The following is a 26,426-nucleotide window of genomic DNA, read 5'->3' on the forward strand; positions in this document are numbered from 1 at the left end:
GTGAGTGAATTCCGGCGGGGTTCGCGGGCGCTGATCGGGGGTGTGTTCTTCTACGCGGGCAGTCCGATCATCATCGCGCAGACGCAGAGCATCATGATCGGTCCGACGATGGAGGCGACGGGACTCCCCGCGACCGCGGTGACGATCAGCCCGTGGATCATCCTCTTCCTCGGGCTGCTGCAGCCCGTCGCCGGGTGGCTGCTCAAGCGCTACTCGCCGCGTCCCTTCCTCATCACAACCGTCGTGGTGAACGCGCTCGCCCTGCTCGCCTTCGCGACGCTGCCGCCCAGCTGGCCGATGTTCTGGGGAATCGCCTTCGCCGTCGGCATCTTCGGGTCGCTCGGGTACTTCACGGCGATCTCGCGGATGCTCTCGTTCTGGTACCGGAAGAACCTCGGGCTCGCCGTGGGCATCGTCGGCGGTGCGGCGTCGTTGCTGCCGTTGATCGCGCTGCCCGTGATGACCTCGTTCATCTACAACGGCGGGGGCTGGCGCGCGGGGTACTGGACGCTCTTCGTCTACGTCGTGGTCGTGACGCTGCCGATGGTGATCTGGCTGTTCCGGAAGCCGAAGGAGCCGCTGTTCGCCGACGACGCCGCGCTGGAATCGACGGGGGCGGGGAAAGCGCCCGAGGCCGCCGGCATGGAGCTGCGCGACATCCTGCGCGACTCCCGCTTCTGGACGCTGGCCATCGGTTTCGGCATCACGAACACCGCCGTCGGCGGCTTCCTCGCGAACATCGCGGTCGTGGCGCAGGATCGCGGCTTCGACGCCCGCTTCGCCACCGGCCTCTCGATGGCGATGCTCGTCGGGGTCCTCCTCGGCCGCGTCGTCGGCGGCGTGCTCGTGGATCGGATCTGGAGCTACGCGGGTCCGATCCTCGTTTTCACCGTCTCCGGGGTCGGCGCCGTGCTGCTGGGCACGTTGCCGAACACGACGCCGATCATGCTGATGTGGATCGTGGCGGCCACGATCGGGCTGTCGCAGGGCGCGGAGGGGGACTACATCACCTTCTTCAGCCTGCGGGAGTTCGGGGCGAAGAACTTCACCGTCGTCAACGGGATCCTGCTCATGCTCGTCGGGGTCTCCACGTTCGCCGGCGGCATCACCTTCGCGATCGTGAAGGATCTGACCGGCTCGTACTCCGGGGTGTCGATCGTCATCTCCTTCGCCTTCTTCGTGGGCGCCGTACTCACGCTGCTCGCCGGGCTCGTGAGTATCCGTGCGCATCGCAACGGGGCGCAGCTCTATGCGGGGAAGGACGCCGCCAACCTCGACCTCGAGTTCGGCGCCGCCTCGTGACCGCGCAGGCGGGCGGGCCGTCCAGTGCTGTGTACCGCTCCAGCGTCGCAGCCCTGGTGTTCGCCTGCCTCGTCGCCGGCATGATGCAGACGATGGTCATCCCGTTGCAGGGGGAGTTCCCCCGCCTGCTGGATGCGGAGCCGAGTGCGACGGCCTGGATCGTCACCGCCAATACTCTCAGCGCCTGCGCCTTCTCGCCCATCGGCGGGAAGCTCGGCGATCTCTTCGGCCGCACGCGCGTCGCGGTGATCCTGATGCTCGTCTTCTCCGCGGGATCGATCATCGCCGCGGCGAGCGCGCAGGTGGAGGTGCTCGTCGCCGGGCGCGCGCTGCAGGGCGTCGCGATCACGGTGATCCCGCTGAGCATGTCGATCCTGCAGGAGATCATGCCGGTCCATCGGGTCGCCACGGGCGTCGCGCTCGCGTCCGGCATGCTCGGCGCCGGGGCGGCGATCGGGATGCCGCTCGGCGCGGCCGTCACGCGTGTCGCCGGATGGCAGGCGATGTTCTGGGTCTGCGCGGTGCTCGGCTTCGTCAGCGTCGTCTGGATGCACCGGGCGGTGCCGCGCACGGCCCCCGCCGAGCGCGGGGCCCGCTTCGATCTGCTCGGCGCGCTCGGGCTGATGCTCGGCTCGAGCGCGCTGCTCATCGCGCTCTCGCAGAGCCTGAGCTGGGGCGCCGCATCCTTCGCCCTCTGGGGCGTCGGCGGAGCCGCGCTGCTCGTCCTCGTGGCGACGAATCTCTGGATGCTGCGTGCGGCCTCGCCGCTGATCGACGTCCGCGTCGCCTGGCGCCCGCAGGTGGTGCGCACCAATGCGGCCGCGCTGGCGCTGAACTTCGCGATGATGGGGGCGAATGTCGCGATCCCGCAACTGCTCGTGCTCGGCACGGGCATCGGCTACGGCCTGAGCCCGCTCGCCGCCTCGTTCGTCATGATGGTGACGTCGGCGGCGCAGGTCGCCGCGACGCCGGTCATCGCGCGCTGGAGCCGGCGCTCCGGGCCGCGCGTCGTGCTCGCCGTCGGCAGTGCCGCCGTCGTGGTCGCGCTGGGGGCACCCGCGCTGTGGCCCGGGCCGCTCTGGTTCCTCGTGGGCTGCGTGGCCGTGCTCGGCTTCGGGTTCGCGCTCGCCTTCGGCGCGGTGCCCCAGCTGGTCATGGCCGCGGTGCCGCCGCACCAAGTCGCCGCGGCGAACGGGCTGAACACCCAGATCCGCACCTTCGGCACGGCCTGGGGCGCAGCGCTCATCGGAGCGATCCTCGCGGCGACCGCGACGGCGGGCTGGAGCGCCGAGCGGGGCTTCCTCCTCGCGTTCCTGGTCTCGGCCGGTGCGGCGTTCGCCGCCGTGGTGATCGCCCTGCTGATCCCGAGAGCGGGGTGCTCGCCGGCCGCCGCCTAGTCGAGTTCCGGGGGCGGGGCGGTCCCGGGGCCGCCGAAGATCGCATAGGCGTGGGCGAGCACGATGCGGAGCACGAAGCGTCCGGCGGGGGAGAGGCTCCGGTGCGTCGGCCGGTTCAGCGTCACGGGCGCGCCGGGGAACAGCTGCTTCCGATCGGAGATCGCGAGGCGGACCAGCCCTGATGCAGCCGGCTCCTGGTTCATGCCGACCAGGATGAGATCCGCATCGTGGACGGCGCGTGCGAGGACGCCCGAGTCGTCGACCTCGATGGACGCCTCGAGCGGAGGGATATCTTGATCGGCGGAGGACGATGCCAGGACCTCGTTCCACGCCGTGCCGCAGATGCGCTGGTACTCCAGCACGTCCGCCAGCTTGACGCGCTTCTTCGCCGCGAGCGGATGTGCGGGGCGTACGAAGAACTCCGTCCGAGCCATGCCGATGGGCAGGACGTCCAGCTTCTCGAGCCACGAGGGGTTCGGCATCCGCGAGACGAAGAAGTCGAGCTCGCCGTTCAACGTCATGGCGTACATCTCGGTCGCCGGACTCAGCGTCGCCCGGAGGGTGATGTCGTGCTCCGAATCGACGATCTCGGAGATGACGCTCGGCAGGATCATCCCGCCGATGTTCGGTCCGAGCCCGATGTTGACGTGCCCGCGCATGCCCTGCGAGCGCATCGAGATGTCGGCCTCGATGCTCGTGACGTGCTGCGCCAACGAGTGCGCGTGATGCAGCAGCTCGAGGCCGACGTCGGTGAGTTCGACGCCGTTGCGGCCGCGATCGAGCAGCCGTGCGTTCAGCGACTTCTCGAGCCCTTGGATGCTGCGGGTGAGCGTCGGCTGCGAGACATGGAGTGCGGCCGCGGCCGCGGTGTAACTCTGGTGGCTCGCGAGCACGCGGAAGTGCTCGAGCCGCTGCAGGTCAAGCATCGGGCTGCCCATCGACGCGCATCGGGTCGAGGAAGTCGCCGGGGGAGTACACGTCGCCGAGCAGCCGGGCGCCGGTGACGGTCATTCGGATCGTCGCAGTGGCGACGTCCGAGCCCTCGCCCTCGTTCAAGCGCCCGAACTCGAAGCGGACCCCGTCGCCCTGGTCGATGTCGATCGCGCCGGAGCCATCGATGAGGCGCACCGACGGGTTCGCGACGGTGACATCGAGCAAGCCGCCGTGCGCGACGAAGCGGATCGCCCCGGCGAACCGGGTGCCGGTGCCACTGCCGACGGGGCTGCAGTCGACCGCTTGCGGGAAGACGAAGCCGTCGGAGCCCTCCCGCGCCCCGTCGGAGAGGTGGATCTCTCCGCCCACGGTGCGGACGTAGCGGACGAAGCTGTGGCGGATCGGCCAGATCAGTTTCACGAAAGACCCCTTTGTTATTCGAGAATCGCATTAAATAGTGCATCTAATTGCTGGATAAGAATCGGTCTGTCTTCATAGAGTACGGGGCAAGCCCGATCGCGTAAAGCGCGTCGACGAAGACGCGGCGCATCTGGAGAACTGGGTGGCAACGTGAACGCCGAATTGGATTTCGCCAGCGCGAACGCAGTGGTGACCGGCGCCGGCAGCGGCATCGGCCGCTCGATCGCGCTCGAACTCGCACGACTGGGAACGCAGGTGCTCGTCGCCGACATCAACGGCGAGGCGGCGGCGGCGGTCGCGGCGGAGATCACCGCCGCCGGCGGCACCGCGATCTCGCGCGGCGTCGATGTCACCGACCTCGCGAGCGTCGAAGCGCTCGCCGACGACGCCTTCGGCGAGTTCGGCCGCGTCGACATCCTCTGCAACAACGCGGGCGTCACCTGGCGCCCGTTCCGGGCGGTGTGGAACGCGAAGATCTCGGACTGGCGGTGGATGATGGAGGTCAACTTCTTCGGCGTGCTCAACGGTGTGCAGACCTTTCTGCCGCGCATGCGGGAGCAGTCGGGCCGCAAGCACATCGTGAACACCTCCTCCCTGGCCGTGCACTCCACGAACCCGGGACACGCGCCCTACACGGCATCGAAGCACGCGGTCGACGGCCTCAGCGACGTGCTCCGCGAGGAGCTCGTCGACCACCGGGACGACTTCGGCGTCACCGTGCTCTACCCCGGGCTCATCACCACGAACATCGGCGAGACGAGCAAGGCCGTGCGGCAGCAGGAGACCGGCGACGATCTCTCCGATGCCATCGCCTACGAGCAGGTGCGCACCTTCGACTTCCCGCACAACGCTCCGAAGTCCCCGGAGAACGTCGGCAAGCAGGTCGTCGAGGCGATCCGGCAGAACGACCCGTACTGCATCACCCATCCCGCCCCCACGGATCAGATCGAGGAGCGCGGACGCCTCCTCGCCCGCGGCTACCGCGGCCACTGAACACCCGTCCCCGACCGCAGAGAAGCGAGAGTACCCATGACCATTCCAGCCGACATCGATGCGAAGCTCGTCGACCCCGCGTTCTTCGCCGGCACCGAGTTCCACGCCGTTCTGAAAGCCCTGCGCGAGGAGGATCCCGTGCATTGGACCGATGCTCCCGGCTACTCGCGGGGCTTCTGGTCGTTGACGCGCTACGAGGACTGCCTGCGCCTGCTGCAGGAGCCGGAGAACTTCTCCAGCGCCGCCGGCACGCACATTCCGCCGAACGGGCGCGAGCTCACCGAGGAGGAGCGCTACAAGATGGGCTTCGACGTGAACCTCGTCACTTCCGACCCGCCGGAGCACCAGGAGCGCCGCGCCCCGTTCAACCCGCACTTCAGCGTTCCTGCCGTCAACAAGTTCCACGAAGACTGCGACGCGATCATCGACGGGATCCTCGACGACATCGCCGAGAAGGGGACGGCGGAGGGCGTGACGGAGATCTCGGCGCTCCTCCCGGTGCGCCTCTTCCTGAACCTGATGGCCGTACCGGAGGAGGATTGGGAGATGGTGCGCAACATCACCCTGCGCATGCTCCACCCGGACGATCCCCACTGGGGGGATCCGCACGCGTCGGACCACAACGCCCTGATCGCCGACGCGATGGGCGACCTGAACGAGTACATGGCCTCCCATGTGCTCTCCCGCCGCGGGAAGGAAGGCTCCGACTTCGCGACCCTGATCGCGAACAAGGACTACCGCGGCACGCTCCTTCCGGAGCGCGATGCGGGCGTCATGGGCTTCACCGTCGTCGCCGGCGGCCTCGAGACCACCCGCAACGCCGCCGCGATCGCGATCATGGAACTCGCCCGTCGCCCCGAGCAAGCTGCTCTGCTGCAGGATCCGAAGATCGCGAAGTCCGCTGTGGAGGAGATCATCCGCTGGGTGACCCCGTCGAAGAACCGCCTCCGGGTCGCGACGAAGGATCTCGAGATCGGCGGCAAACAGATCAAGAAGGGCGACTGGGTCGTCGGCTGGATCGTTTCCGCGAACCGGGACGAGTCGGTGTTCGGCCCGACCGCGACGGAGTTCGACATCACGCGATCGCCGAACCCGCATCTGGGGTTCGGCGACGGCGAGCACATCTGTCTCGGACGCAACGTCGCCCGGCTCGAGCTGCGGATGCTCATTCAGAAGCTGTTCGAGCGCTTCCCCGACCTGCACCTGTCGAGCGCACCCGAATGGGTGCACTCCACCAACACGTCCGGTTTGACGTCGCTGCCGCTCGCATTCGAGCCGCGCGTCGCGGTCGGCGTCTGAATCGTCGGCTCACAAGAATCTGAGGAGAGAATCATGACGGAGATCACATTCATCACGCCGAGCGACGGAGCGGAGCGCCCCGTATCCTTCGCGGAGGGCGAGAGCGTGATGCAGGCGGCGGTGAACAGCGATGTCCCCGGCATCGAAGGCGAGTGCGGCGGCGAGATGAACTGCGGCACCTGTCATGTGCTGGTCGACGCGTCGTGGCGGGAGCGTTTCGAGGCGCCGAGCTGGGACGAGGACGTGATGCTCGACATCGTGGAACGCGAGCCCGGCAGTCGTCTGGGGTGCCAGCTCAAGCTCCAGCGGGCGCACGCCGGACTGGTGGTCACCGTGGCCACCGGGGAGGACTGATCGAGATGGACACCTTCGATACGGTCATCGTCGGCGCCGGGCATGCCGCCGTCTCGCTCTACGCACAGCTGCGGAAATCGGGTTACGCCGGCCGTATCGGCGTGTTCGAGAAGCAGGACCACCTGCCCTACGAGCGCCCGCCGCTGTCCAAGGGATACATGACCGGCGACGTCTCAGAGACCGAGCTGCTGCTTCGACAGCCGCAGTACTGGGACGACGCCGCGGTCGAGTTGCGCACCTCCACGGAGGTCGTGTCGTTGGACGCCGCCTCGCAGACGGTGACGACGGCCGCCGGTGAGACGATCGGCTACGGAACGCTCGTCTGGGCGACCGGCGCCTCGGCCCGCGAGCTCCCGCTCGACGGCGCCGACTCGGCCAACGTCGTCTCGGTGCGGACCCTGGACGATGCCAGGCGGCTCTCGACGCTCGCCCGGGGAACCGCGCACTCGGTGATCATCGGCGGCGGCTACATCGGGCTGGAGACCGCGTCGACGCTCGTGAAGCTCGGCCATCGGGTGACGGTGCTCGAAGCTCAGGAGCGCCTGCTCGCCCGCGTCGCCGGACCGACGATCGCGGCTCGGTTGCAGCGGGTGCATGAGGAACACGGCGTGCGGGTCCTGCTCGGCGTCGGCGTGGAGCGCATCGAGACCGACGGGGATCGCGCGGTGGCCGTCCACCTCGCCGATGGCGAGCGGCTCCCCGCCGATGTGATCGTCGTCGGGGTGGGCGTGATCCCGGAGATCGCACTGCTCGCGGAGGCCGGAGCGGAGATCGGCAACGGCGTCATCGTCGATGCTGAGGGGCGGACGACGCTGCCGCACGTGTACGCGGTGGGCGATATCGCCGCGCAGCAGAACGCGTTCGCCGGCGGCGCGGTCGCGCGGCTCGAATCCGTGCCGAACGCGGCCGACCAGGCGAAGGTCGTCGCCGCCTCGATCGTCGGCGCGGCGCCGGTCGAGCGCGCCGTGCCATGGTTCTGGTCCCACCAGTACGAGCTCAGGCTGCAGACGGCCGGCATTCTGACGGGCTTTGACCGGGAGGTCGTGCGCGAAGGGGCGGACGGAGCGATCACGGTCGGCTACTTCAAAGACGACGCGCTCCTGGCCGCGGATTGCCTCGGGGCGCCGGCGGACTTCAACGCCGTGAAGAACGCGCTGAAGCAGCGCGTCGCGGTGACGGCGGAGCGGTTCGGCAGTGCGGAGCCGTTGACCGTCGCGCTGCGCATGACGAGTCCGGCCTCAGCTTGAACGACCGCGTCGCCGGGAGCGGGTGCCCGAAGTACCCAGCCCGCTCCCGGCGACGCTCCTTCAGGCGTCTAGCCGAAGCGGATCACGCCGCGGATGTTCTTCCCCGCGCGCATGTCGTCGTAGGCGTCGTTGATCTCGTCGAGCGAATAGGTCTTCGTGACCAGTTCGTCGAGCTTGAGGTTGCCGGCCCGGTACATCGCGAGCAGCTGCGGCATGGCCTCGCGCGGCGACTTCATGCCGTAGAGGGCGCCCTGGATCCGCTTCTGCATCATGGCGAGGTGGAAGCCGTTGAGGCCGGGGACGGTGCCCTCCTCTCGGTCGTTGCTCACCGCCGTCACCACGACGGTGCCGGCCTTGCGGATCGCGAGCAGGCCCTCGCCGATGATCTGATTCGTCATGAGGCTCGGGGTGAGCACGGCGACGTCGGCGCCCTGGCCGTTCGTCAGCTCGCGGATGCGCGGCATCGCCTCCTCGATCGAGGCGAAGGCCTCCGTGGCGCCGAAGTCGAGCGACCACCGCTGCTTGTCGGGCACCGGATCGGCGACGATGATGTGCGACGCCCCGGATTCCCGCGCGCCCTGCACGGCGTTCATGCCGACGCCGCCGACGCCGGCGACCAGCACGACGTCGCCGGGCTGGATGTCCCCGGCGTAGGCCGCGGAGCCGAAGCCGGTCTGCACGCCGCAGGCGACGAGGCAGGCGACTTCGAGCGGGATGCTCGGATCGATCTTGATGAGCGAGAGCTGGTCGTACACCTGCCATTCGGCGAAGGTGCCGAGGAGCGCGGCGGTCGCGACGTCGAGGCCGTCGTCGGTGTGGATGCGGAACGTGCCGTCGAGCTGGTCGCCGACCATGATCTTCGCGCCGTTGTCGCAGAGGTTCTGCTTCCCGTTGGCGCACCAGCGGCACTTGCCGCAGGCGGGGATGAAGGAGGTGAGCACGTGGTCTCCCTCGGCGAAGTCGGTGACTCCCGGTCCGAGCTTGCGCACGATGCCGGAGCCCTCGTGCCCGCCGATGACCGGGAGGTGCGCCACCTGCGCGTCCCCGGCCGAGATGTGGTCGTCGCTGTGGCAGAGGCCCGTCGCGACCATCTCGACCAGCACCTCCCCGTAGCCCGGCTCGTCGAGCTCGACCTCCTCGACGTTCCATTTCCCTGGTGCTTCCCTGAGGACGGCGACGCGCGTGCGCATGGATGATCTCCTTTGATCGAGCAGTGCACCGAGTATAGGCACTCAGTGCCGTTATCCTGCGCTCTCAGGTCTACCGGAGGTCGCGGCCCCCGTCAAGCACCCCCGCCCCGCCGTCCCTCCGGCGGGCGCGGTGGCGCCGGACGGCCTCCCGGCTGCCGCACCTCGGGGAGCAGAACCGCTGCCGGCCGTTGCGGGAGACGTCGACGACGACGCGGTCGCAGCCGTCGGCCGCGCAGCGTCCGAGCCGCGACATGCCCCGGGTGGTGAGATGGAGCGCCGTTCCGACGCCGAACACGGCGTGGAGCACGCGCGGCAGCTCGTCCTCGGTGCCCCGGTAGTGCAGGTGCCAGCCCTCCCCGTCGTGGTCCGTGAGCCGCGGGTAGGCCGCGGCCGCCGCCATCGCGTCGTTGAGGAGCACCGCGCGCGCATCGGCGCTCGGCGCGTCCACGACGCGGAGCCACGCGTCGACCACGGCGCGGCAGCGGTCGTGATCGTCCGCCTGCTCGCGGAACCGCATGGTCATGCCGTACTCGCGCGTGCGCGCCACGACGCCGGCCCGATCGTCGGGCCAGTCGTCGGCGAGCGAGCGGGCCAGCAGCACCGCGTACTCGCCGTAAGGGTTGAGATGCATAAAGGCATTACATCAGCATGGACCACATGCTGTCGAACGCCGCTCTGCTCCCCGTCTCCGCCGCCGCGGCCGCGGCGATGATCGCGACCGCCCTGGCGATGGTGCTCGTCCCCGGCCCGAACATGATCTACCTGCTCTCCCGCAGCATCGCTCAGGGGCGTCGTGCGGGGCTCGTGTCCTTGGGCGGTACCGCGCTCGGCTTCGTCTGCTACATGCTCCTTGCCAACCTCGGCCTCGCCGTCGTGCTCGTCGCCGTGCCGTGGCTGTTCATCGGCCTTAAGGCCGCGGGGGCCCTCTATCTCGCGCACCTCGCCTGGCGGGCGCTCCGGCCGGGGCGCCGGGATCCGTTCGAGCTGCGCGGCGCCCCGCGCCACAGCGCGGTCCGCCTGTTCCGCATGGGCCTGACGACCAACCTGCTCAACCCCAAGTCGGCGATCATGTACCTCACGCTCATCCCGCAGTACGTGGATCCCGCGCGCGGTCACGCGCTGCTCCAGGGCGTGACGCTCGGCGCGCTGCAGATCCTCGTGAGCGTCGCGGTCAACGCGCTCATCGTCCTCGCCGCGGGCTCACTGGCGCCGAGGCTCGCGGCCCGCCCGGCGTGGGAGACGTGGCAGCGCCGGATCACCGGCAGCCTGCTCGGCGCCGGGGCGCTCCTCCTCGCCCGCGAGATCCCGGCGCGCGCCCACGGCTGAGCCGCCGGACGCGCGTCGGAGCACGCCGGATGCCGGCGCGCATCGGCCCTGAAACCCCTGCGCGCTACCGCCCGACGAGCATCGCGCGCGCCAGGAACTCCCCGATGAAGACGGCGGTGTTCGCCGGGCCCCGATGCGGGGCGGAGGGGAGGATCGAGGTGTCGGCGACGCGCAGCCCGGCGACGCCGCGCACCCGCCCCGCACCGTCGACGACCGCGCCCATCGGCGCCGTCGCGCACGTGTGGAGCGCGGTGCCGTGGCGGGCGAGGATCCAGTCGTCGAGCGCCGCGTCGTCGTCGAGCACGGCGCCGTCGAGGTCGATCAGCCGGCCGAACACCTCGGAGAAGGCCGGCGCGCGCAGCAGGGCGACGGCGGCCCGAACGCCGGCGCGCATCCGCCTGCGGTCCTCCGCTCCCGCGAAGTAGTCGTACTTGATCCGCGGCGGATCCAGCGGGTCGGCGCTCGTGAGCGAGAGCCGTCCGCGGCCGCGGTGCTCCTGCAGCGCCACGAGGAACTGCAGCGTCTCGGCCTCCCGCCGCCCGCCCGCGAGCAGGAACTCGAGCGGTTTCGCGCCGAGCAGGATCTCGAGGTCGCCCTCGGGGCAGGGAACGAGCGCGGGATCGACCGCGGCGGCGTCGAGGTTCAGCGCGGTCGGGAAGCCGTACCCCGCCTCCCAATCGACCACGGGGCGGCGCGGCTCCCAGGCGAGCGCGAGATTCGGGTGATCCGCGAGGGCGGTGCCGACGGGGAGCGCCGCGACGACCCCGATCCCGTGCTCGGCGAGGTGCGCGCGCGGTCCGATGCCGCTCAGCAGGAGCAGCTGCGGCGTCGCGATCGCGCCGGCCGAGAGCACGACCTCGTCCGCGGCGACGGGGCCGCGCTCGGTCTCGACGCCGACGGCGCGCGGGCCCTCCGCGGCGCCCTCGATGATCACCCGCAGCACGCGCGTGCCGCCGCGGATCTCGAGTCGCCCGCGCGCGGCCGCCTCGAGCGCCGCCCCCTCCAGGTAGGCCGTCGCGGTGCTCCGCCGCACGCCGTCGATGATGTTCGACGGGACCGGGCCGACGCCGGGGGCGCCGCCCGCGTTCTTGTCGGCCTCGACGGGGAAGCCGAGCTCGCGCGCCGCCGCGGTGAACGCCGCGGCGACGGGTCCGTCCTGCGGGGGCCGCGCGACGCGGACCGGGCCGTCGGCGCCGTGCAGGGCGGTATCGCGGACCGGATCGAGCTCGTGCTCCAGTGCGCGGAGGATCGGCAGGGCGCGCGCGTACGACCACTCGGGGCCGCCCGCGGCGGCCCAGCGGGCGAAATCGTCCCGCGTCGCGCGGACGAAGTAGCCGCCGTTCACTGCGGTCGAGCCGCCGAGCCGCTTCCCCCGCGCGATGACGTCGGGCCGCCCGCGCCCGAGCTCCACCTCGTAGCGCCAGCCGTCCGGCCGGCCGGGCAGCGCGCCGCGGAGCGCTCCGCCGTCGAGGAGTTCGGGCGGGGGAGGGGCGGAGTCCCCGGCCTCCAGGAGGACGACCGCCCGGCCCGGATCCGCGGCGAGCCGGGCGGCGAGCGGCGCTCCCGCGCCGCCCGCGCCCACGATCACGGTGCGCCGCGGGCGCCCCGGTGTGGCGCTCACGATGCGTGCAGGCCGAACACCGACTCCGCCGTGACGAAGGCCTCGTCGATCAGCGCGAGCAGGTCGGCGTCGTCGTCGGCGAGCCAGCGCTCGTACGATCCGATGCACATGCCGAGGCACGCGTACGCGATGGTCTGCGGAGCGAGGTCGTCGGGCGCCGCGCCCGTGCGCGCGGCGACGAACTCGGCGATGACCGCGCGCCAGTCCGCGTACTTCAAGGTGGAGTAGGCGGTGAGCGAGGGCACGGTGAGCAGCAGCGACATCCGGCCGCGGTGGTAGGCATGCTCCTCCGCGGGGAAGGTGTTGAAATCGAGGATGGCGTCCTTGAGCGCGCGCATGAGCGGCAGCTCGGGATCGGTGCCCGCGAGCCGCGCGCGCATCGCCTGCAGCAGGGGCGCGAAGTCCCCCCACGGCAGCTCGTTCTTCGAGGCGAAGTAGCGGAAGAGCGTGCGTCTGCCGATGCCCGCGCGCTGCGCGATGTCGTCCATCGTGGTCGCGTCGAAGCCCCGCTCGATGAACAGGTTCAGCGCGATGTGGCTGAGCTCCCCGTGCGTCGTCGCCGGGGCGCGGCCGATGCGCGGCGCCGTCGCCGCGGTTCCGGCCGGTTCGGGATCCATGTGCTGCTCCGTTTCCTCTGCCGTGCAGCTTACCCCGGCGCGTCCCGGTGCACGGCGGAGGCCGGGCGGGCGGCCGGATGGCCGCGTGCGGGAGCCCGCCGACGGCGAAGTGCCGGCCATCCCTTCCCACCGGCACTCAGTGCCACTAGGGTGAGGACTGCGGGCAGGACCCGCCGATGCCGTCGCCCGGGCCCACCGGACCGGCGCGACACGACACGGGTCATCCGCTGCGCAACACACCGCTGCACATCTCAACGACGAGAAGAGGAATGGTCATGGCTGGAAGAGTCGAGGGCAAGGTCGCGTTCATCACGGGGGCCGCGCGCGGGCAGGGCCGCGCGCACGCGCTGCGCCTCGCCGAGGAGGGCGCCGACATCATCGCGATCGACATCGACACCCAGGTGGAGGGCGTGCCCTACGCCACCGCTCGCGCGGAGGACCTGCAGGAGACGGTGCGGCAGGTGGAGGCGCTCGACCGGCGGATCGTCGCGGAGACCTGCGATGTGCGGGATCCGGATCGGCTGCGGCAGGTCGTCGCGCAGGGCGTCGCCGAGCTCGGCCGGCTCGACATCGTCGCGGGCAACGCCGGCGTCGACATCGTCGGCCCGTGGCACTCGATGACCCCCGAGATCGTGCGCACCACGATCGACATCAACCTCATCGGCGTCTGGAACACCGTCATGGCCGCCGTCCCCGCCATCATCGAGGCGGGCAACGGCGGATCCATCATCCTCACGAGCTCCGCGAACGGCCTGAAGGCCGGGCCGTGGAACATGGCCTACAACATGTCGAAGTACGGCGTGACGGGCATGGCGAAGTCCTTCGCGCAGGAGCTCGCGAAGGACGGCATCCGCGTCAACAGCGTGCACCCCGGCGGGGTGGACACTCCCATGGCGCAGGGCATCATGGGCGTCGAGGATTCCGGCTTCACCCGGGGCAACGAGGAGAACCCGCTGCTCATGGGCATGCTCACCCAGTGGATCCCCGGCATGATGCCGCCGCGGGAGATCTCCAACGCGGTGCTCTTCCTGGCCTCGGACGACGCCGCGTGGGTCACCGGCCACGCGCTCGCGGTCGACGGCGGCATGACCCAGTACTGAGCGCGATCGGGGCGCCCGCGGGCGCCCCGAGGGCGGCTCGCCCGGTCTCGCGCCGCAGGCGAGCCGCCCGTACCACCCCAGATGCGGCGCGAACCCGAACACGAAGGAGTGGCAGGAATCATGACCGGAAGACTCGCAGGCAAGGTGGCGTTCATCACGGGGGCGGCGCGAGGACAGGGGCGCTCCCACGCGATCCGGCTCGCGCAGGAGGGCGCCGACATCATCGCCGTGGACGTCTCGCAGCAGATCGAGACCGTCCCCTACCCGACCGCCCGCGCCGAGGATCTCGCCGAGACCGTGCGGCAGGTCGAGGCGCTCGACCGCCGCATCGTCGCCCGCGAGGCCGACGTCCGCGACCTCGCCGCGCTCACCGCCGTCGTCGATGACGCGGTCGCCGAGCTCGGCCGGCTCGACATCGTGCTCGCGAACGCCGGGATCTCGACCCCCGCCTCGTCCCTCGACATGGACGAGGAGACGTGGCAGACGATGATCGACATCAATCTCACCGGGGTCTGGAAGACGATCAAGGCCGCGGTGCCCCACATCCAGGCGGGCGGCCGCGGCGGTTCCGTCGTCATCACGAGTTCGCTCGCGGCCATCTACGCGAACCCGGGGACGGCGCACTACTCGGCGGCGAAAGCCGGCCTCGTCATGCTCGCGAAGGTGCTGGCGAAGGAGCTGGCGCCGGAGTCGATCCGGGTCAACACGGTGCACCCCACGACGGTCGCGACCGACATGATCCTCAACGAGCCGACCTACCGGCTGTTCCGTCCCGACCTCGAGCACCCGACGCGCGAGGATTTCGAGGTCGCCGCGCGCACGCTCAACCGGCTGCCCATCGCGGCCATGGAGCCGGTGGACATCTCGAACGCCATCCTCTACCTCGTCTCCGACGACGGCCGCTACGTCACCGGCACGACCCATGTCGTGGACGCGGGCGGACAGCTCTGACGACCGACGACGAACCGCACCACGAGAGAAAGGGAAGACACCATGACCGGAAGACTCGAAGGCAAAGTGGCGTTCATCACCGGGGCCGCCCGCGGGCAGGGGCGCTCGCACGCGCTCCGGATGGCGCAGGAGGGTGCCGACATCATCGCGATCGACCTCTGCGAGGCGGTGCCGAGCATCAGCCGGTTCTATCCGGGCGCCACCGAGGAGGATCTCGCCGAGACCGTGCGGCAGGTCGAGGCGCTCGACCGCCGGATCATCGCCTCGAAGGCCGATGTGCGCGACTACGACGCGCTCAAGGGCGCGCTCGACGCGGGCGTCGCCGAACTCGGCCACGTCGACATCGTCGCGGCGAACGCGGGCGTGTTCTCCTTCGGCGACAAGACGCAGGACGTCACCGACGCCGACTGGCAGGACGTGATCGACATCAACCAGACGGGCGTCTGGCACACGGCCAAGGCGGTCATCCCGCACCTCATCGAGCAGGGCACGGGCGGCTCGATCATCATCACCAGCTCCACCGCGGGGATCAAGGGCACGCCGAACGTCGCCGCGTACACGGCCTCCAAGCACGCGGTCGTCGGCATCATGCGCACCCTCGCGCTGGAGCTCGCGCCGCACCGCGTGCGCGTGAACACCGTGCACCCGACGGGCGTCGACACCGACATGATCCAGAACGAGGCGACCTTCCGCCTGTTCATGCCCGATGTCGAGCACCCGACCCGCGAGCAGGCGGCGCCGATCTTCCAGTCGACGAACGCGCTGCCGGTGCCCTGGGTGGAGCCGATCGACATCTCGAACGCCGTGCTCTTCCTCGCCTCCGACGAGGCGCGGTACGTCACCGGCACCGAGCTCAAGGTCGACGCCGGGTACACGATCAAGTAGCGGGAAGGGACGAGGATCATGGGAATGCTCGAAGGCAAGGTCGCCCTCATCACGGGCGGCTCGCGCGGACAGGGACGGGCGCACGCGATCACCTGCGCGAGGGAGGGCGCGGACGTCGTCATCATCGACACGCTGGAGCAGATCGGGTCGGTCGCGTACCCGATGGCGCAGCAGGCCGACTTCGACGAGACGGTGCGCCAGGTCGAGGCCCTCGACCGGCGCATCGTCGCGGTGAACGGCGACGTGCGGAAGCAGGCGGACCTCGACGGGGCGGTGGCGCAGGGGCTCGCGGAGTTCGGGCGCATCGACATCCTCATCGCGAACGCCGGCATCTTCTCGCTGGCCCCCTCGCACGAGCTGTCGGAGGAGGCGTGGGACGACATGATCGCCGTGAATCTCACGGGGGTCTGGAAGTCGGCGAAGGCGGTGCTGCCGCACATGATGGAGGCGGGCGGCGGTTCGATCGTCATGACCTCCTCGATCAACGGCCTCGAGCCCGGCGAGAACTACGCGCACTACTGCTCGGCGAAGTTCGGCGTGGTCGGCCTCATGAAGACGCTCGCCCTCGAGTACGCGAAGCACGGCATCCGCGTGAACGCCGTGCATCCGGGGGCGATCCTCACCCCGATGACGAGCTGGCAGGGCGCGTGGGACATGATGTCGGGCAAGCCCGCCGGCGAGGGGACCGAGGCTGACATGCTCGAGGCCGGGTACTCCTTCCACGCGCTCAAGGGCGCCGGGTTCCTCGAACCGCAGCGGATCGCGGACGCCGCGCTGTGGCTGAACTCGGAGCTCGCGGCCCGCGTCACCGGGATCTCGGTGCCGGTCGACGCCGGGCACCTGCTGCAGCCCGGCTACAACCCCGCCCCGGTGAAGTAGGCGCGCATGCTGGATCAGCAGCGCCCCGCCGGGGCGACCGCGGAGGCGAGCGGGCGCATCGGCGCCCGCGTCGTCGGCCGCGAGCGCGAGCTCGAACTCGCGCTCGCGGCCGTCTCCGCGGGCCGGGACCTCCTGCTGGAGGGGCCCCCGGGCACGAGCAAGACGACCATCCTCTCCGCGATCACCGAGGAGTGGGGGATCCCCCTGTTCTTCATCGAGGGGAACGCCGACCTCACTCCCGCGAAGCTCGTGGGCCACCACAACCCCGCGCGCGTGCTCCGCGAGGACTACTCCGCCGACAACTTCGTCCCCGGCCCGCTCGTGGAGGCCATGCAGCAGGGCGGGTTCCTCTACATCGAGGAGCTCAACCGCGCCCCCGAGGACACGATGAACACGCTGCTCATGGCGATGGGGGACCGCGCGATCAGCGTGCCGCGCGTCGGCCGGGTCGCGGCGCTGCCGACCTTCCGGGTCGTCGCCTCCATGAACCCCTACGACAACATCGGCACGGCGCGTCTCTCGCAGAGCATCCACGACCGGCTGAACCGCATCGTCATCGGCTACCAGGACGCGGAGGCCGAGACGCGCATCGTGCGGCTGCGGGCCGGGCTCGGGGAGGCGGGCGCCGACCCGGGCGCCTCGCTCCCCGAACGGATCGTGCAGGACGCGGTCGCCGTGACCCGCGCCACCCGGGTCCACCCCGACGTGCGGCAGGGGTCGAGCGTGCGCGGCGCGATCGACGCCGCGATGATCGCCGCGCAGCTCGCCGGGCTCCGCGGCGTCTCGGAGGCGGAAGACGAGCGCTACCCGGAGCTCTGCTTCGACGCGATGACGGTGGCGCTCTCCGGCCGCATCCACGTCGACGAGGCGGCGGAGACGACGCCGGAGCGGGTGCTGCGCGAGATCTGGGAGGACCGCTTCATCCTCGAGCCGCACGCCGCGGCACCGGGCTGAAGAGCCGTCGCGGCGGACTCGCCGCTCACCCGCGAGGCGCGTGAGCGGGACGGCGCTCGCGGCAAGCCGCTGAAGCGACGGCCGAAGCAGCTCGACGAGGCGCCGACGCTGCACGACGCCCGAGCGCGACCGGGCAGGCACGGCCCCGTGCTGCAGGGCGGGGGCTCGCGCGAGCCGGGCGCGCGGGCGCTGCCCGGGGTGGTCGCGCCGGGGGAGACGGATGAGCCGGCCGAGCTCATCGCGAGCCCCGAGGAGGAGGCGCCGGTCGATCCCGCCGTGCGCGCGCTCGCGCGTCAGATCGCCGCGCGCCTCGCGGTGCGCCGACCCCGGCGGGACGCCTCGGCCGTGCGCGGCATCGGCGCGCTCGAGACGGTGCCCTATCGGGGGGCCTCCGACGAGATCGACCTCGATGCGACGCTCGAGGTGCTCGCCGAGCGGCCGGTGCCAGACGACGAGGACATCCTCGTGCGGGAGCGCCTGCGCACGACGCGCTCGGTGGTGCTGCTCGTCGACGTCTCGGGCTCGATGAAGGGGGAGCGGATCCGGACCGCGGCCGCGACGGTCGGCGCCCTCACGGCGGAGCTCTCCCACGACGCGCTCGCGGTCGTCGCCTTCTGGTCCGACGCGGCCGTGCTCCTCGAACTCGGCGGTCCCGTGCGGCCGATGGAGCTGCTCGAGCGGATCCTCCGGATCCCGGCGCGCGGGCTCACCAACGTCGCCTTCCCCCTCGAGGTCGCGGCGCAGCAGCTCGCCCGCGTGCCGGCGCGCGAGGCGCGGGTGATCCTGCTCTCCGACTGCGTGCACAACGCGGGGCCCGATCCGCGCGTCTTCGCCGCGAGGCTGCCGCGCGTCGACGTGCTGCTCGACGCGAGCGGCGAGAAGGACATCGAGCTGGGCCGCGAGATCGCCTCCCGCGGCCGCGGCACCTGCCACGTGCTGCGCTCGCACCGCGACGTCGCCCCGGCGCTCAGCGCGATCTTCGGCCGGTGAGGGATCCGTCCGCTCCCGCTCGCGGCCGCTGCGCGGCATCGCTCGGCGTTCGCTCCGCCATGTTGTTCGGCGACCGCTTCGCGACGTTGCTCGGCGACCGCTGCGCGACGTTGTTCGGCGACAGCTCCGCCATGTTGCTCGGCGACCGCTCCGTCACTTCGGTCGGAGATGCGGCTTCGGTGAGACGAGATGGCGGATTTGCGGCTCACGGAACGCGCATCCCCGACGCACGGCGCGCCCACAGGGCGGGCTCCGACGCAAGGGGTTCCTTTTGACACCGGGTGTCAATATAATCGGAGCATCGTGCCGGTACGATCGACGAGCGGCTTTTCAACGACGAAAGCGAGACCCTGATGAGCAAGATCTGGCCCTGGGTGAAGAACCCCTGGTTCGAGACCGTCCTCGAGGCGCAGCGGCGGTCGAAGGCGTTCCTGCCGCCCTCCGTGTACGCCGCCCTCGTCGCGGGATCCGAGCGCGGCCGCACCCCGCAGGACAATCTCGACGCCTTTGCCGAGCTCGAGTTCGCCCCGCACGTCGCCGGCCACCAGCCCGAGCGCGAGCTCTCGACCACCATCCTCGGGATCCCCGTGTCGATGCCGGTCATGATCTCCCCGACCGGCGTGCAGGCGATCCGCCCCGAAGGCGAGGTGGCCGTCGCCCGTGCCGCGGCCAATCGCGGCACGATCATGGGGCTCAGCTCCTTCGCCTCCAAGCCCGTCGAGGAGGTGGCCGCCGCCAATGAGAACACCTTCTTCCAGATGTACTGGACCGGCACCCGCGACGCCATGCTGCAGCGCATGGAGCGCGCCCGGGCCGCGGGCGCCAAGGCGCTCATCACCACGACCGACTGGTCCTTCTCGATCGGCCGCGACTGGGGCAGCCCCGCCATTCCGGAGCGCATGGATTTCGCGGCCCTCTACAAGATGGCCCCCGAGGGGGTGCTCCGCCCGAGCTGGACCCTCACCTGGCTGAAGGCCGGACTGCCCGACCTCACGGCGCCGAACCTGAAGCCCCCGAGCGGCCCCGCCCCGACGTTCTTCGGAGCCTACGGCGAGTGGTCGCAGACCCCGCCGCCGAGCTGGGAGGACCTGGAGTGGCTGCGCGAGGCGTGGGGCGGGCCCTTCATGGTCAAGGGCATCACGCGCATCGACGACGCCAAGCGCGCCGTCGACATCGGAGCCGACGCGATCTCCGTCTCCAACCACGGCGGCAACAACCTCGACACGACGCCGGCCGCCATCCGCTGCCTCGGACCGATCGCCGATGCGGTCGGCGATCAGCTCGAGGTGCTCCTCGACGGCGGTGTGCGCCGGGGCGGCGATGTCGCGAAGGCGCTCGCCCTCGGCGCCCGCGCCGTCATGATCGGTCGCGCCTACCTCTGGGGCCTCGGCGCGAACGGCCAGACCGGGGTCGAGAACGTGCTCGACCTGCTGCGCATGGGGCTCGACTCCGCCCTCATCGGCCTGGGGCACAAGTCGATCTCCGAGCTCAGCCGAGACGACTTCCACATCCCCGAGGGCTTCGAGCGCGTGCTCGGCGACACCGGGGAGCCGGCACCGGACTCCGCGGCCGAGAAGCGCCGGACGCCGCGCAAGCCCGCCGCAGAGCGGCCCGTCGAGAAGACCATTCAGTAGGCTGACGCCGCCGGCCGACGCGCGTCGGCCGCGCCGCCGGCCGGCGGCATCCCCGTCGACCCGTGACGTTCGAAGGAGCACCGATCCGCATGACCGCCCGCGATGCCGTCGCGCCCTGGGGGCCGCCGCCGTACCCGCAGCCGCCGACGGACCGCGCCGCGCGCGCTGAGGCCGTCGCGCGCACCCCCCTCGCCTGGACCTCCGGGGTCGCGCTCCGCGCGGGCCGGGTGACGATCGGCGGTTCGCCGTGGACCGTGACCCTCATCCCGGAGCGCTTCCGCGTCTTCGCGCGACGGCTCTTCGCGGCGAACCGGCGCGGGGTCCTGCCAGCGACCCCGGAGGAGACGGACGCGGCGCTGTTCCTCCTCGACCTGGGCATCGCCGATCCGCTGCCCCCGACGGCCGCGGCGGCGAGCCGTCCCGACGACGTCGAGGTGGTCGTCCCCGTCTACCGCCACGTCGAGGAGCTCGAGCGCTGCCTCGCCTCGCTGCGCGAGGAGGGGCTCCCGGTGATCGTGGTGGACGACGCCTCGCCGCGACCCGACGCCGCGCGGATCCGGAAGGCCGCTCGCGCGCACGGCGCCCGCCTCATCGTGCGGAAGACGAACGGCGGCCCCGGGGAAGCGCGCAACGACGGATTCCGCGCGAGCACCGCGCCGTTCGTGGCGTTCCTCGACGCCGATGTGACCGCGTCCCCCGGCTTCGCGGCGCGGCTCCGGCCGCTGTTCGACGATCCGCTCGTCGGCGCGCTCGGCCCCCGCGTGCGGCCGCGCATCGAGGGGGGATCCGCGATCGAGCTCTACGAGGAGACGCGCTCCGAGCTCGACATGGGCCCCGACCCCAGTCGCGTCGTCTACGGCGTGCCGGTCGGCTGGCTGCCGAGCGCCTCCGTGATCGTGCGGCGCAGCGCCGTCACCGATCCGCCGTTCGAACCGGGGATGCGGGTCGGCGAGGACGTCGACCTCTTCTGGCGCATGCACGAGGCCGGCTGGACCGTGCGCTACGTCCCCGACGTCGTGCACCACCACGAGGTGCGCACCGCGCTGACGGACTTCAGCCAGCGGCGGGCCATGTACGGCTCGTCCGCCGCGGAGCTCGAACTGCGGCATCCGGGGCGGCTCATCCCTGCCCGGCCCTCGCTCTCCGGCCTCGCGATGGTCGCCGTGCTCGCGAACCGGCGCTCGTGGGTGCGGCTGCTCGCGCTGCCGATCGCCGGCTACGAGTTCGCCCGCCAGCGCCGCCTGCTCGGCCCGCGCATGCCGCTCTCGATCGCGGTCGAGATGACGGGGCGCTCGCTGTGGTCGGACGCGTTCTGGATGGGGCACCTGCTGCGCCGCGACTGGTGGCCGGTGGGCTGGGGCGTGCTCGTGCTCACGCCGTTCTCCCGCCTCGCGCGGGGCGTCGCCGCCGCGATGATCTGGGAACCGGTGCGGGATCATCTGCTGCGGCCCACCCGGCTCGGCCCGTTCAAGAGCCTCGCTCTGCGGCTCGTCGACGACGCCTCCTACGGCTCCGGCGTGATCCGCAATGCGATCCGCAAGCGCGTCCCGAACGTCGTGACCCCGCGCGTGCGGATCCCGAGCTGGCCCGCGCGCTCCGCCCCCGCAGGCGGCGCGACCATGCAGGCCGGACCGCAGGCCGCCGACGCCCCGCCCGTCCGCCGGCTCCAGCCGGTGGACGCCCCCGAGCCCGCAGAGAAAGCGACCCCCGCAGCATGATCGCCCACCCCCGCCCCGCCCTCGCGCGCACCGTCGCGCTCACCGCCCTCGTCGGGCTCGTCCTCACCGGGTGCGCCCCGGGGGGCGCCGCATCGGAGGGGAGCGGCGCCCCGGGCGAGCCTATCCGGATCGGCGCCGTGAGCTCCCTCACCGGACCCGCGCCCTTCCCCGAGGTGCCCGGCGCCGCCCAGGCCGTGTTCGACGAGGTGAACGCCGCGGGCGGCATCGGCGGGCGGCCGATCGAGTTCATCTCCGAGGACGACGGCGCCGATCCCGCGCAGGCCGCCCAGGCCGGCCGCCGCCTCGTCGACGAGGAGGGCGTCGTCGCCATGGTCGGCTCCGCGAGCCTCGTCGAGTGCAGCGCGAACGCGGCGCTCTACGCCCAGCGCGGCGTGCTCTCGGTCATGGGCACCGGGATCGAGGCCTCGTGCTTCACCTCGCCGAGCATCGCTCCCGTGAACGCGGGCACCTTCAACGGCTACGAGAGCCTCCTCTACTTCGCGAAGGACCAGCTGGAGGCCGAGCGGATCTGCCCCGTGATCCTCAAGAGCGAGGGCCTCACCGAGCCCTACCTCGCGCTGCTGGACGAGTGGCAGCAGACGACGGGCATGGAGTTCGCGCACATCGACACCTCGGTGAACCTCGGCGACGACCCGACCCCGGCCATCCTCGCCGTGAAGGACGCCGCCTGCGACGCGGTCGTGCTCAACCCCACCGAGCCGGAGGGCGTCGCCTTCATGAAGGCTGTCCAGCAGCAGGGCATCCTGGAGCAGGCCGACTGGCTCATGCTCACCAACGTCTACACGGAAGCCGCCATCGAGGCGCTCGGGGCCCAGGGCACCATCGGCAACGTCTACGCGAACTCCGAGTTCCTGCCGTTCACGAGCGACGACCCCGAGGTCGCGGCCTGGCGCGGCACCCTGGACGCCGCCGATGTGCCGATCACCTCGCTCTCCGAGGGCGGCTACGTGAGCGCGCGCATCATCGTCGAGGTGCTCGAGGGCATCGACGGCGAGATCACGCGCGAGTCGGTGGCGGCGGCGCTGCACGCCGCCGGGGAGATCGAGCACCCGCTCATGGGCATGCCCTACGTCTTCGACGACGGCGACGCGCACAACCCCAACCGTGCGAGCATGATGGTGCAGGCGACCGCGGACGGCTGGGTCCCGGTCGGCGACTGGGTGGAGGTGCCGTAGCGCCCCCGCTCGCGGACCGGACCGTGCGGAGGAGGCAGCCATGCTCGACGGGCTGATCGTCTCCGGCCTCGTGACCGGCTCCGCGTACGCGATCCTCGCGGTGTGCCTCGTCGTGCTCTTCCGGCTCGTCGGGGTGCTCAACCTCGGGCAGGCGGCGATCGGCGGCTTCGGGGCGTACACGGTCTACGCGCTCGCGGGGACGGGGCTCTCGCTCCCGCTCGCCGCGCTCGCGGGGATCGCCGTCTCCGCCGCCATCGCCGCCGTCGCCGGCTGGGTGATGGCCCGCTGGTTCGGCGAGGCCGGCCCCGTCGTCGGCGCGGTCGTCACGGTCGTGCTGCTCGTCGTGATCCTCACCGCCGGCTACCGCCTTTTCGGCGACGCGCCGCGGGTGATGCCGAGCCTCGTCCCCGACGTCTCCTTCCCCCTCGCGGGCGTGCGGGTGTCGCTCACGACGCTGCTCGCGCTCGCGGCGACCCTCGCGCTCGCCGCCGGGCTCACCCTCCTGCTCCGGCGCACGCGCGTTGGCATCCGTCTGCAGGCCGTCGCGGAGCGCCCCACGAGCGCCCAGCTGCTCGGCGTGAACGCGCGCGCCCTGTCGGTCGGCGTCTGGGCCGCGGCGGGCGCCCTGTCCGCCCTCGCGCTCCTCTTCGTGGCGCCGACGCGCAACCCCACCTTCGAATCGATGGCGCTCCTCGTGGTGCCCGCGCTCGCCGCGGCGCTCGTCGGCGCGCTCTCGAACGTGTGGCTCGCCGCCGCCGCCGGTCTCGGCATCGGCGCGATCGAGGGCGCGGGTGCGCGCGTCCCGTGGCTCGCCGACTACCGCGGCGCCCTGCCCTTCGTCGTCGTCATCGTCGCGCTCGTCTGGATGCGGCGGCGGGAGGTGTGGGATGCGGTCCGTTGAACTCGGCGGCTGGGCGCTCCTCGCGGTCGCCCTGCCGGTGCTCGGATGGCTGCTGCCCGTCTACTGGGTGTACCTGCTCGCGAGCGTCGCCGTCACGGGGATCATCGCCCGGAGCATCGGGCTCGTCACCGGGCGGCTCGGTCTCATCACCCTGTGCCAGATGTCTTTCGCGGCGATCGGCGGCTGGACCGTCTCCGCCCTGGCCCTCGCCTGGCCCGCGGCGCCCTTTCCGCTCCTCGTGCTCGCGGGCGGGGCCGCGGCGGCGCCCGCCGGCCTCGCGATCGGCCTCGCGACCGCCCGCATCCGCGGCGTCGAGTTCGCCATCGTGACCCTCGGCTTCGCCGCAGCGCTCGATCTCGTGCTGCGCCAGGGCGGCTTCCCCGGCGTCGGGACGGGCACGCCGGTGATCCCGCACGGCCCCTTCGCGGAGCCCCGCGGCTTCTTCGCGCTCGCGTGGACCGCGCTCGTGCTCGTGCAGCTCGCGCTCGGGGCGCTCGGTCGCAGCCGCGTCGGCCTCGCCTGGGGCGCGGTGCGTTCGGGGGAGCGGGCCGCCGCGGCCCTCGGCGTGCGCGTCGCCCGGGTGAAGGCGCTCGGCTTCGCGACCGGGGCGTGCATCGCGGGCCTCGGCGGCGGCCTGCTGGCGGGGCAGTTCGGGCTGCTCACCACGAGCGTCTTCACCCCGCTGACCTCGATGATGCAGCTCGTCACCGCGGTGCTGTGCGGAGCGAGCCTCTTCGGGGGCGCCGTGCTCGCCGGAGCGTTCTCGGTCTTCCTCCCCGAGCTGCTGCGGCGCGCCGGCATCCCCCTCGACGTGGGGAACGCGCTCCTGGCCGTCGGCGCCTTCGACGTGCTGCGCCGCGGCCGGGGCGGACTGGCCGAGCAGCTGCGCGCGGCCCTCCAGGATCGGGCGTTCGCGCGGGCACGGCTCCAGGTGGCGCTGGGGCCGACGGCACCGGACGACGCGGCGGCGTCGCCCGGACCGCCCTGCGCGCCCGCGGTGCCCGTGCCGCCGGTGCCCACGCCGACGGTCTCCGTGCCCGCGGTGTCCGCGCCGGCGGTGTCCGCGCCTGCGGCGGAGACGGGTGCGGCCTCCGGGGTTCCACCGCGGCTCGCCGTCGCCGGGCTCACGGTCCGCTACGGCGGGGTGACGGCGCTCGACGAGGTGTCGCTGAGTCTCATGGCCGGCGAGGTGCACGCGCTCGTCGGGCCGAACGGGGCGGGCAAGTCCACGTTCGTCGATGCGGTCACCGGCTTCCTGCCCGAGGTCGGCGGCACCGTGGCGCTCGACGGCGTCTCCGGGTTCGATGCCCTGCCGGCGAGGGAACGGGCGGTGCGCGGCGTGCGGCGCACCTTCCAGCATGCTCGCCCGGTCGACGGCGCCACGGTCGGCGGCTTCCTGCGGCTCGCGGCCGCCGGCCGTCCGGACGCGGGCCCGGAACGCGCGGAGCGGATCCGCGTCGCCGTCCGCTTCCTCGGCCTGCCCGGGGCGGACGTGCCGGTGCGGCTCCTGGACGCCGGTTCGCGCCGCGTGCTCGAGATCGCCGGCGCGCTCGTGGCGGCCCCGCGCGCGGTGCTCCTGGATGAGCCGGCCGCCGGACTCGGGGAGGCGGAGCGGGCGGGGCTCGCGGAGCGGGTGCGGCGGATCCCCGAGGTCTTCGACTGCGCGGTGCTCCTCATCGAGCACGACATGGGGTTCGTGCGCGCCGCCGTCTCCCGGGCGACCGTGCTCGATGACGGCCGTGTCATCGCGCACGGCGCGGTCGACCGCGCGCTCGCCGAACCCCGCGTCATCGCGGGCTACCTCGGGGGTGAAGCGTGAGCGGCGCGCTGCGGATCGAGACGGCATCCGTCCGCCGCGGCGGGCTCGAGATCTGCCGGGATGTCTCGATCACCGTGCCCGCGGGCGAGATCACGGTGCTCCTCGGGGCGAACGGGGCGGGGAAGTCCACGCTGCTCGACGGCGTCGCCGGGGTGCTGCCCCTCGCCGGCGGGCGCGTCGTGCTCGACGGCCGCCGGATCGACGCGCTTCCCGTGCACCGCCGCGCCGCGCGCGGCGTCGCCTACGTCGAACAGCAGCGCACCGTGTTCGCGCGGCTCACGGTCGCCGAGAACCTCGCGGTCGCCGACGGCTCGCCCGGCGCGTTCGCGCGAGCCGCGGCCGTGTTTCCGCGGCTGGCGGCGAAACGCGACGTGCGCGCCGGGCTCCTCTCCGGTGGCGAGCAGCAGATGCTGCTCGTCGCCCGGGCGCTCGCGACGCGGCCGCGCTTCCTCCTCGTCGACGAGCTCTCCCTCGGCCTCGGACCCGGCGTGGTGCGAGTGCTCGTCGACGCCCTCGTCGCGCTCGCGCGCGACGGTGCCGGGATCCTGCTCGTCGAGCAGTTCGTGGAGACCGCGCTCCGCGTCGGCACGACGGCGCACGTCATGCAGCGCGGCCGCATCGTGCGCACGGCGCCCTGCGCCGAAGTGCTGCGCGATCGCGCCTCGCTGCTCTCGCCCTACCTGCGCGGCGGTGAGTGACG

The 26,426-nt window shown here is 72.0% G+C and carries 25 protein-coding genes; 19 read left to right on the forward strand and 6 right to left on the reverse strand.

Annotation, left to right across the window (positions count from 1 at the left end; all coding sequences use genetic code 11):
- Window positions 1-42: 42 nt before the first annotated feature.
- The gene (locus MUN78_RS01365; RefSeq protein WP_244728281.1) at window positions 43-1,302 is read left to right on the forward strand and encodes an MFS transporter; all 1,260 of its coding nucleotides are present in this window, start codon (window positions 43-45) and stop codon (window positions 1,300-1,302) included.
- Window positions 1,299-2,699: an MFS transporter gene (locus MUN78_RS01370; protein WP_244728282.1), complete on the forward strand. Its 1,401-nt coding sequence runs from the start codon at window positions 1,299-1,301 to the stop codon at window positions 2,697-2,699. The genes MUN78_RS01365 and MUN78_RS01370 overlap by 4 nt, the downstream gene beginning before the upstream one ends.
- Here the strand turns inward: MUN78_RS01370 and MUN78_RS01375 are convergent.
- Together MUN78_RS01375 and MUN78_RS01380 are read right to left on the reverse strand one after the other, a co-directional pair.
- Window positions 2,696-3,625, reverse strand: coding sequence for a LysR family transcriptional regulator (locus tag MUN78_RS01375; RefSeq protein ID WP_244728284.1), 930 nt, complete (start codon window positions 3,623-3,625; stop codon window positions 2,696-2,698). The two genes, MUN78_RS01370 and MUN78_RS01375, sit on opposite strands and share 4 nt — an antisense overlap.
- A complete protein-coding gene (locus MUN78_RS01380; protein ID WP_244728286.1) occupies window positions 3,618-4,052 on the reverse strand; it encodes an HtaA domain-containing protein in 435 nt (144 codons plus the stop codon). Before MUN78_RS01380 ends, MUN78_RS01375 begins: the two co-directional genes overlap by 8 nt.
- 150 nt (window positions 4,053-4,202) lie before the next feature.
- On the opposite strand from MUN78_RS01380, the gene MUN78_RS01385 reads away from it, so the two are divergent.
- Genes MUN78_RS01385 through MUN78_RS01400 form a run of 4 tightly spaced genes read left to right on the forward strand, consistent with a single transcriptional unit; the run spans window position 4,203 to window position 7,945 of the window.
- A complete protein-coding gene (locus MUN78_RS01385; protein ID WP_244728288.1) occupies window positions 4,203-5,045 on the forward strand; it encodes an SDR family oxidoreductase in 843 nt (280 codons plus the stop codon).
- Between the two features lie 36 nt (window positions 5,046-5,081).
- Window positions 5,082-6,344: a cytochrome P450 gene (locus MUN78_RS01390; RefSeq protein WP_244728290.1), complete on the forward strand. Its 1,263-nt coding sequence runs from the start codon at window positions 5,082-5,084 to the stop codon at window positions 6,342-6,344.
- A gap of 33 nt (window positions 6,345-6,377) precedes the next feature.
- Complete coding sequence (locus MUN78_RS01395) at window positions 6,378-6,698, forward strand: 2Fe-2S iron-sulfur cluster-binding protein (protein ID WP_244728292.1); 321 nt, start codon at window positions 6,378-6,380, stop codon at window positions 6,696-6,698.
- A gap of 5 nt (window positions 6,699-6,703) precedes the next feature.
- The gene (locus MUN78_RS01400; protein ID WP_244728294.1) at window positions 6,704-7,945 is read left to right on the forward strand and encodes an NAD(P)/FAD-dependent oxidoreductase; all 1,242 of its coding nucleotides are present in this window, start codon (window positions 6,704-6,706) and stop codon (window positions 7,943-7,945) included.
- 68 nt (window positions 7,946-8,013) lie between these two features.
- On the opposite strand, the gene MUN78_RS01405 is transcribed toward MUN78_RS01400, so the two are convergent.
- Window positions 8,014-9,135, reverse strand: a complete 1,122-nt coding sequence (locus MUN78_RS01405; RefSeq protein WP_244728296.1) for an NDMA-dependent alcohol dehydrogenase — start codon at window positions 9,133-9,135, stop codon at window positions 8,014-8,016.
- A gap of 70 nt (window positions 9,136-9,205) precedes the next feature.
- Window positions 9,206-9,766: a CGNR zinc finger domain-containing protein gene (locus MUN78_RS01410; RefSeq protein ID WP_244728298.1), complete on the reverse strand. Its 561-nt coding sequence runs from the start codon at window positions 9,764-9,766 to the stop codon at window positions 9,206-9,208.
- Window positions 9,767-9,783: 17 nt separating this feature from the next.
- Here MUN78_RS01410 and MUN78_RS01415 point away from each other — a divergent pair, with 17 nt between their 5' ends.
- Window positions 9,784-10,461 (forward strand): LysE family translocator, encoded by a 678-nt coding sequence (locus MUN78_RS01415; RefSeq protein ID WP_244728299.1) that lies wholly within the window; start codon window positions 9,784-9,786, stop codon window positions 10,459-10,461.
- Between the two features lie 64 nt (window positions 10,462-10,525).
- On the opposite strand, the gene MUN78_RS01420 is transcribed toward MUN78_RS01415, so the two are convergent.
- Together MUN78_RS01420 and mftR are read right to left on the reverse strand one after the other, a co-directional pair.
- Window positions 10,526-12,082 carry a GMC family oxidoreductase gene (locus MUN78_RS01420; protein ID WP_244728300.1) on the reverse strand — a complete coding sequence of 519 codons (1,557 nt, stop codon included), beginning with the start codon at window positions 12,080-12,082 and terminating at the stop codon, window positions 10,526-10,528.
- Window positions 12,079-12,699, reverse strand: coding sequence for a mycofactocin system transcriptional regulator MftR (gene mftR, locus MUN78_RS01425; RefSeq protein ID WP_244692575.1), 621 nt, complete (start codon window positions 12,697-12,699; stop codon window positions 12,079-12,081). Before mftR ends, MUN78_RS01420 begins: the two co-directional genes overlap by 4 nt.
- A gap of 275 nt (window positions 12,700-12,974) precedes the next feature.
- Here mftR and MUN78_RS01430 point away from each other — a divergent pair, with 275 nt between their 5' ends.
- The 12 genes from MUN78_RS01430 (at window position 12,975) to MUN78_RS01485 (ending at window position 26,424) form a co-directional block, all read left to right on the forward strand.
- The gene (locus tag MUN78_RS01430; protein WP_244692576.1) at window positions 12,975-13,799 is read left to right on the forward strand and encodes a mycofactocin-coupled SDR family oxidoreductase; all 825 of its coding nucleotides are present in this window, start codon (window positions 12,975-12,977) and stop codon (window positions 13,797-13,799) included.
- Window positions 13,800-13,919: 120 nt separating this feature from the next.
- Window positions 13,920-14,750: a mycofactocin-coupled SDR family oxidoreductase gene (locus tag MUN78_RS01435; RefSeq protein WP_244728301.1), complete on the forward strand. Its 831-nt coding sequence runs from the start codon at window positions 13,920-13,922 to the stop codon at window positions 14,748-14,750.
- A gap of 42 nt (window positions 14,751-14,792) precedes the next feature.
- Window positions 14,793-15,635, forward strand: coding sequence for a mycofactocin-coupled SDR family oxidoreductase (locus MUN78_RS01440; protein WP_244692578.1), 843 nt, complete (start codon window positions 14,793-14,795; stop codon window positions 15,633-15,635).
- 18 nt (window positions 15,636-15,653) lie between these two features.
- Window positions 15,654-16,514 (forward strand): mycofactocin-coupled SDR family oxidoreductase, encoded by an 861-nt coding sequence (locus MUN78_RS01445; protein ID WP_244692579.1) that lies wholly within the window; start codon window positions 15,654-15,656, stop codon window positions 16,512-16,514.
- Window positions 16,515-16,520: 6 nt separating this feature from the next.
- Entirely contained in the window at window positions 16,521-17,468 is a 948-nt protein-coding gene (locus MUN78_RS01450; protein ID WP_244692580.1) for an AAA family ATPase, read from the forward strand.
- A gap of 147 nt (window positions 17,469-17,615) precedes the next feature.
- Window positions 17,616-18,458 (forward strand): vWA domain-containing protein, encoded by an 843-nt coding sequence (locus tag MUN78_RS01455; protein WP_244728303.1) that lies wholly within the window; start codon window positions 17,616-17,618, stop codon window positions 18,456-18,458.
- A gap of 353 nt (window positions 18,459-18,811) precedes the next feature.
- On the forward strand, window positions 18,812-20,092 hold the full coding sequence (gene mftD / locus MUN78_RS01460; RefSeq protein ID WP_244692582.1) for a pre-mycofactocin synthase MftD: 1,281 nt from the start codon (window positions 18,812-18,814) through the stop codon (window positions 20,090-20,092).
- An 89-nt stretch (window positions 20,093-20,181) separates the two neighbouring features.
- A complete protein-coding gene (gene mftF / locus MUN78_RS01465) occupies window positions 20,182-21,810 on the forward strand; it encodes a mycofactocin biosynthesis glycosyltransferase MftF (RefSeq protein ID WP_244728305.1) in 1,629 nt (542 codons plus the stop codon).
- On the forward strand, window positions 21,807-23,006 hold the full coding sequence (locus MUN78_RS01470) for an ABC transporter substrate-binding protein (protein ID WP_244728307.1): 1,200 nt from the start codon (window positions 21,807-21,809) through the stop codon (window positions 23,004-23,006). Before mftF ends, MUN78_RS01470 begins: the two co-directional genes overlap by 4 nt.
- Window positions 23,007-23,046: 40 nt before the next feature.
- The gene (locus MUN78_RS01475; RefSeq protein WP_244728309.1) at window positions 23,047-23,907 is read left to right on the forward strand and encodes an ABC transporter permease subunit; all 861 of its coding nucleotides are present in this window, start codon (window positions 23,047-23,049) and stop codon (window positions 23,905-23,907) included.
- Entirely contained in the window at window positions 23,894-25,726 is a 1,833-nt protein-coding gene (locus MUN78_RS01480; RefSeq protein ID WP_244728310.1) for a branched-chain amino acid ABC transporter ATP-binding protein/permease, read from the forward strand. Before MUN78_RS01475 ends, MUN78_RS01480 begins: the two co-directional genes overlap by 14 nt.
- Window positions 25,723-26,424, forward strand: coding sequence for an ABC transporter ATP-binding protein (locus MUN78_RS01485; RefSeq protein WP_244728312.1), 702 nt, complete (start codon window positions 25,723-25,725; stop codon window positions 26,422-26,424). Before MUN78_RS01480 ends, MUN78_RS01485 begins: the two co-directional genes overlap by 4 nt.
- Window positions 26,425-26,426: the final 2 nt, after the last annotated feature.

The sequence above is a fragment of the Leucobacter allii genome (assembly GCF_022919155.1).
In the GTDB taxonomy this organism is placed as follows: Bacteria; Actinomycetota; Actinomycetes; order Actinomycetales; family Microbacteriaceae; genus Leucobacter; species Leucobacter allii.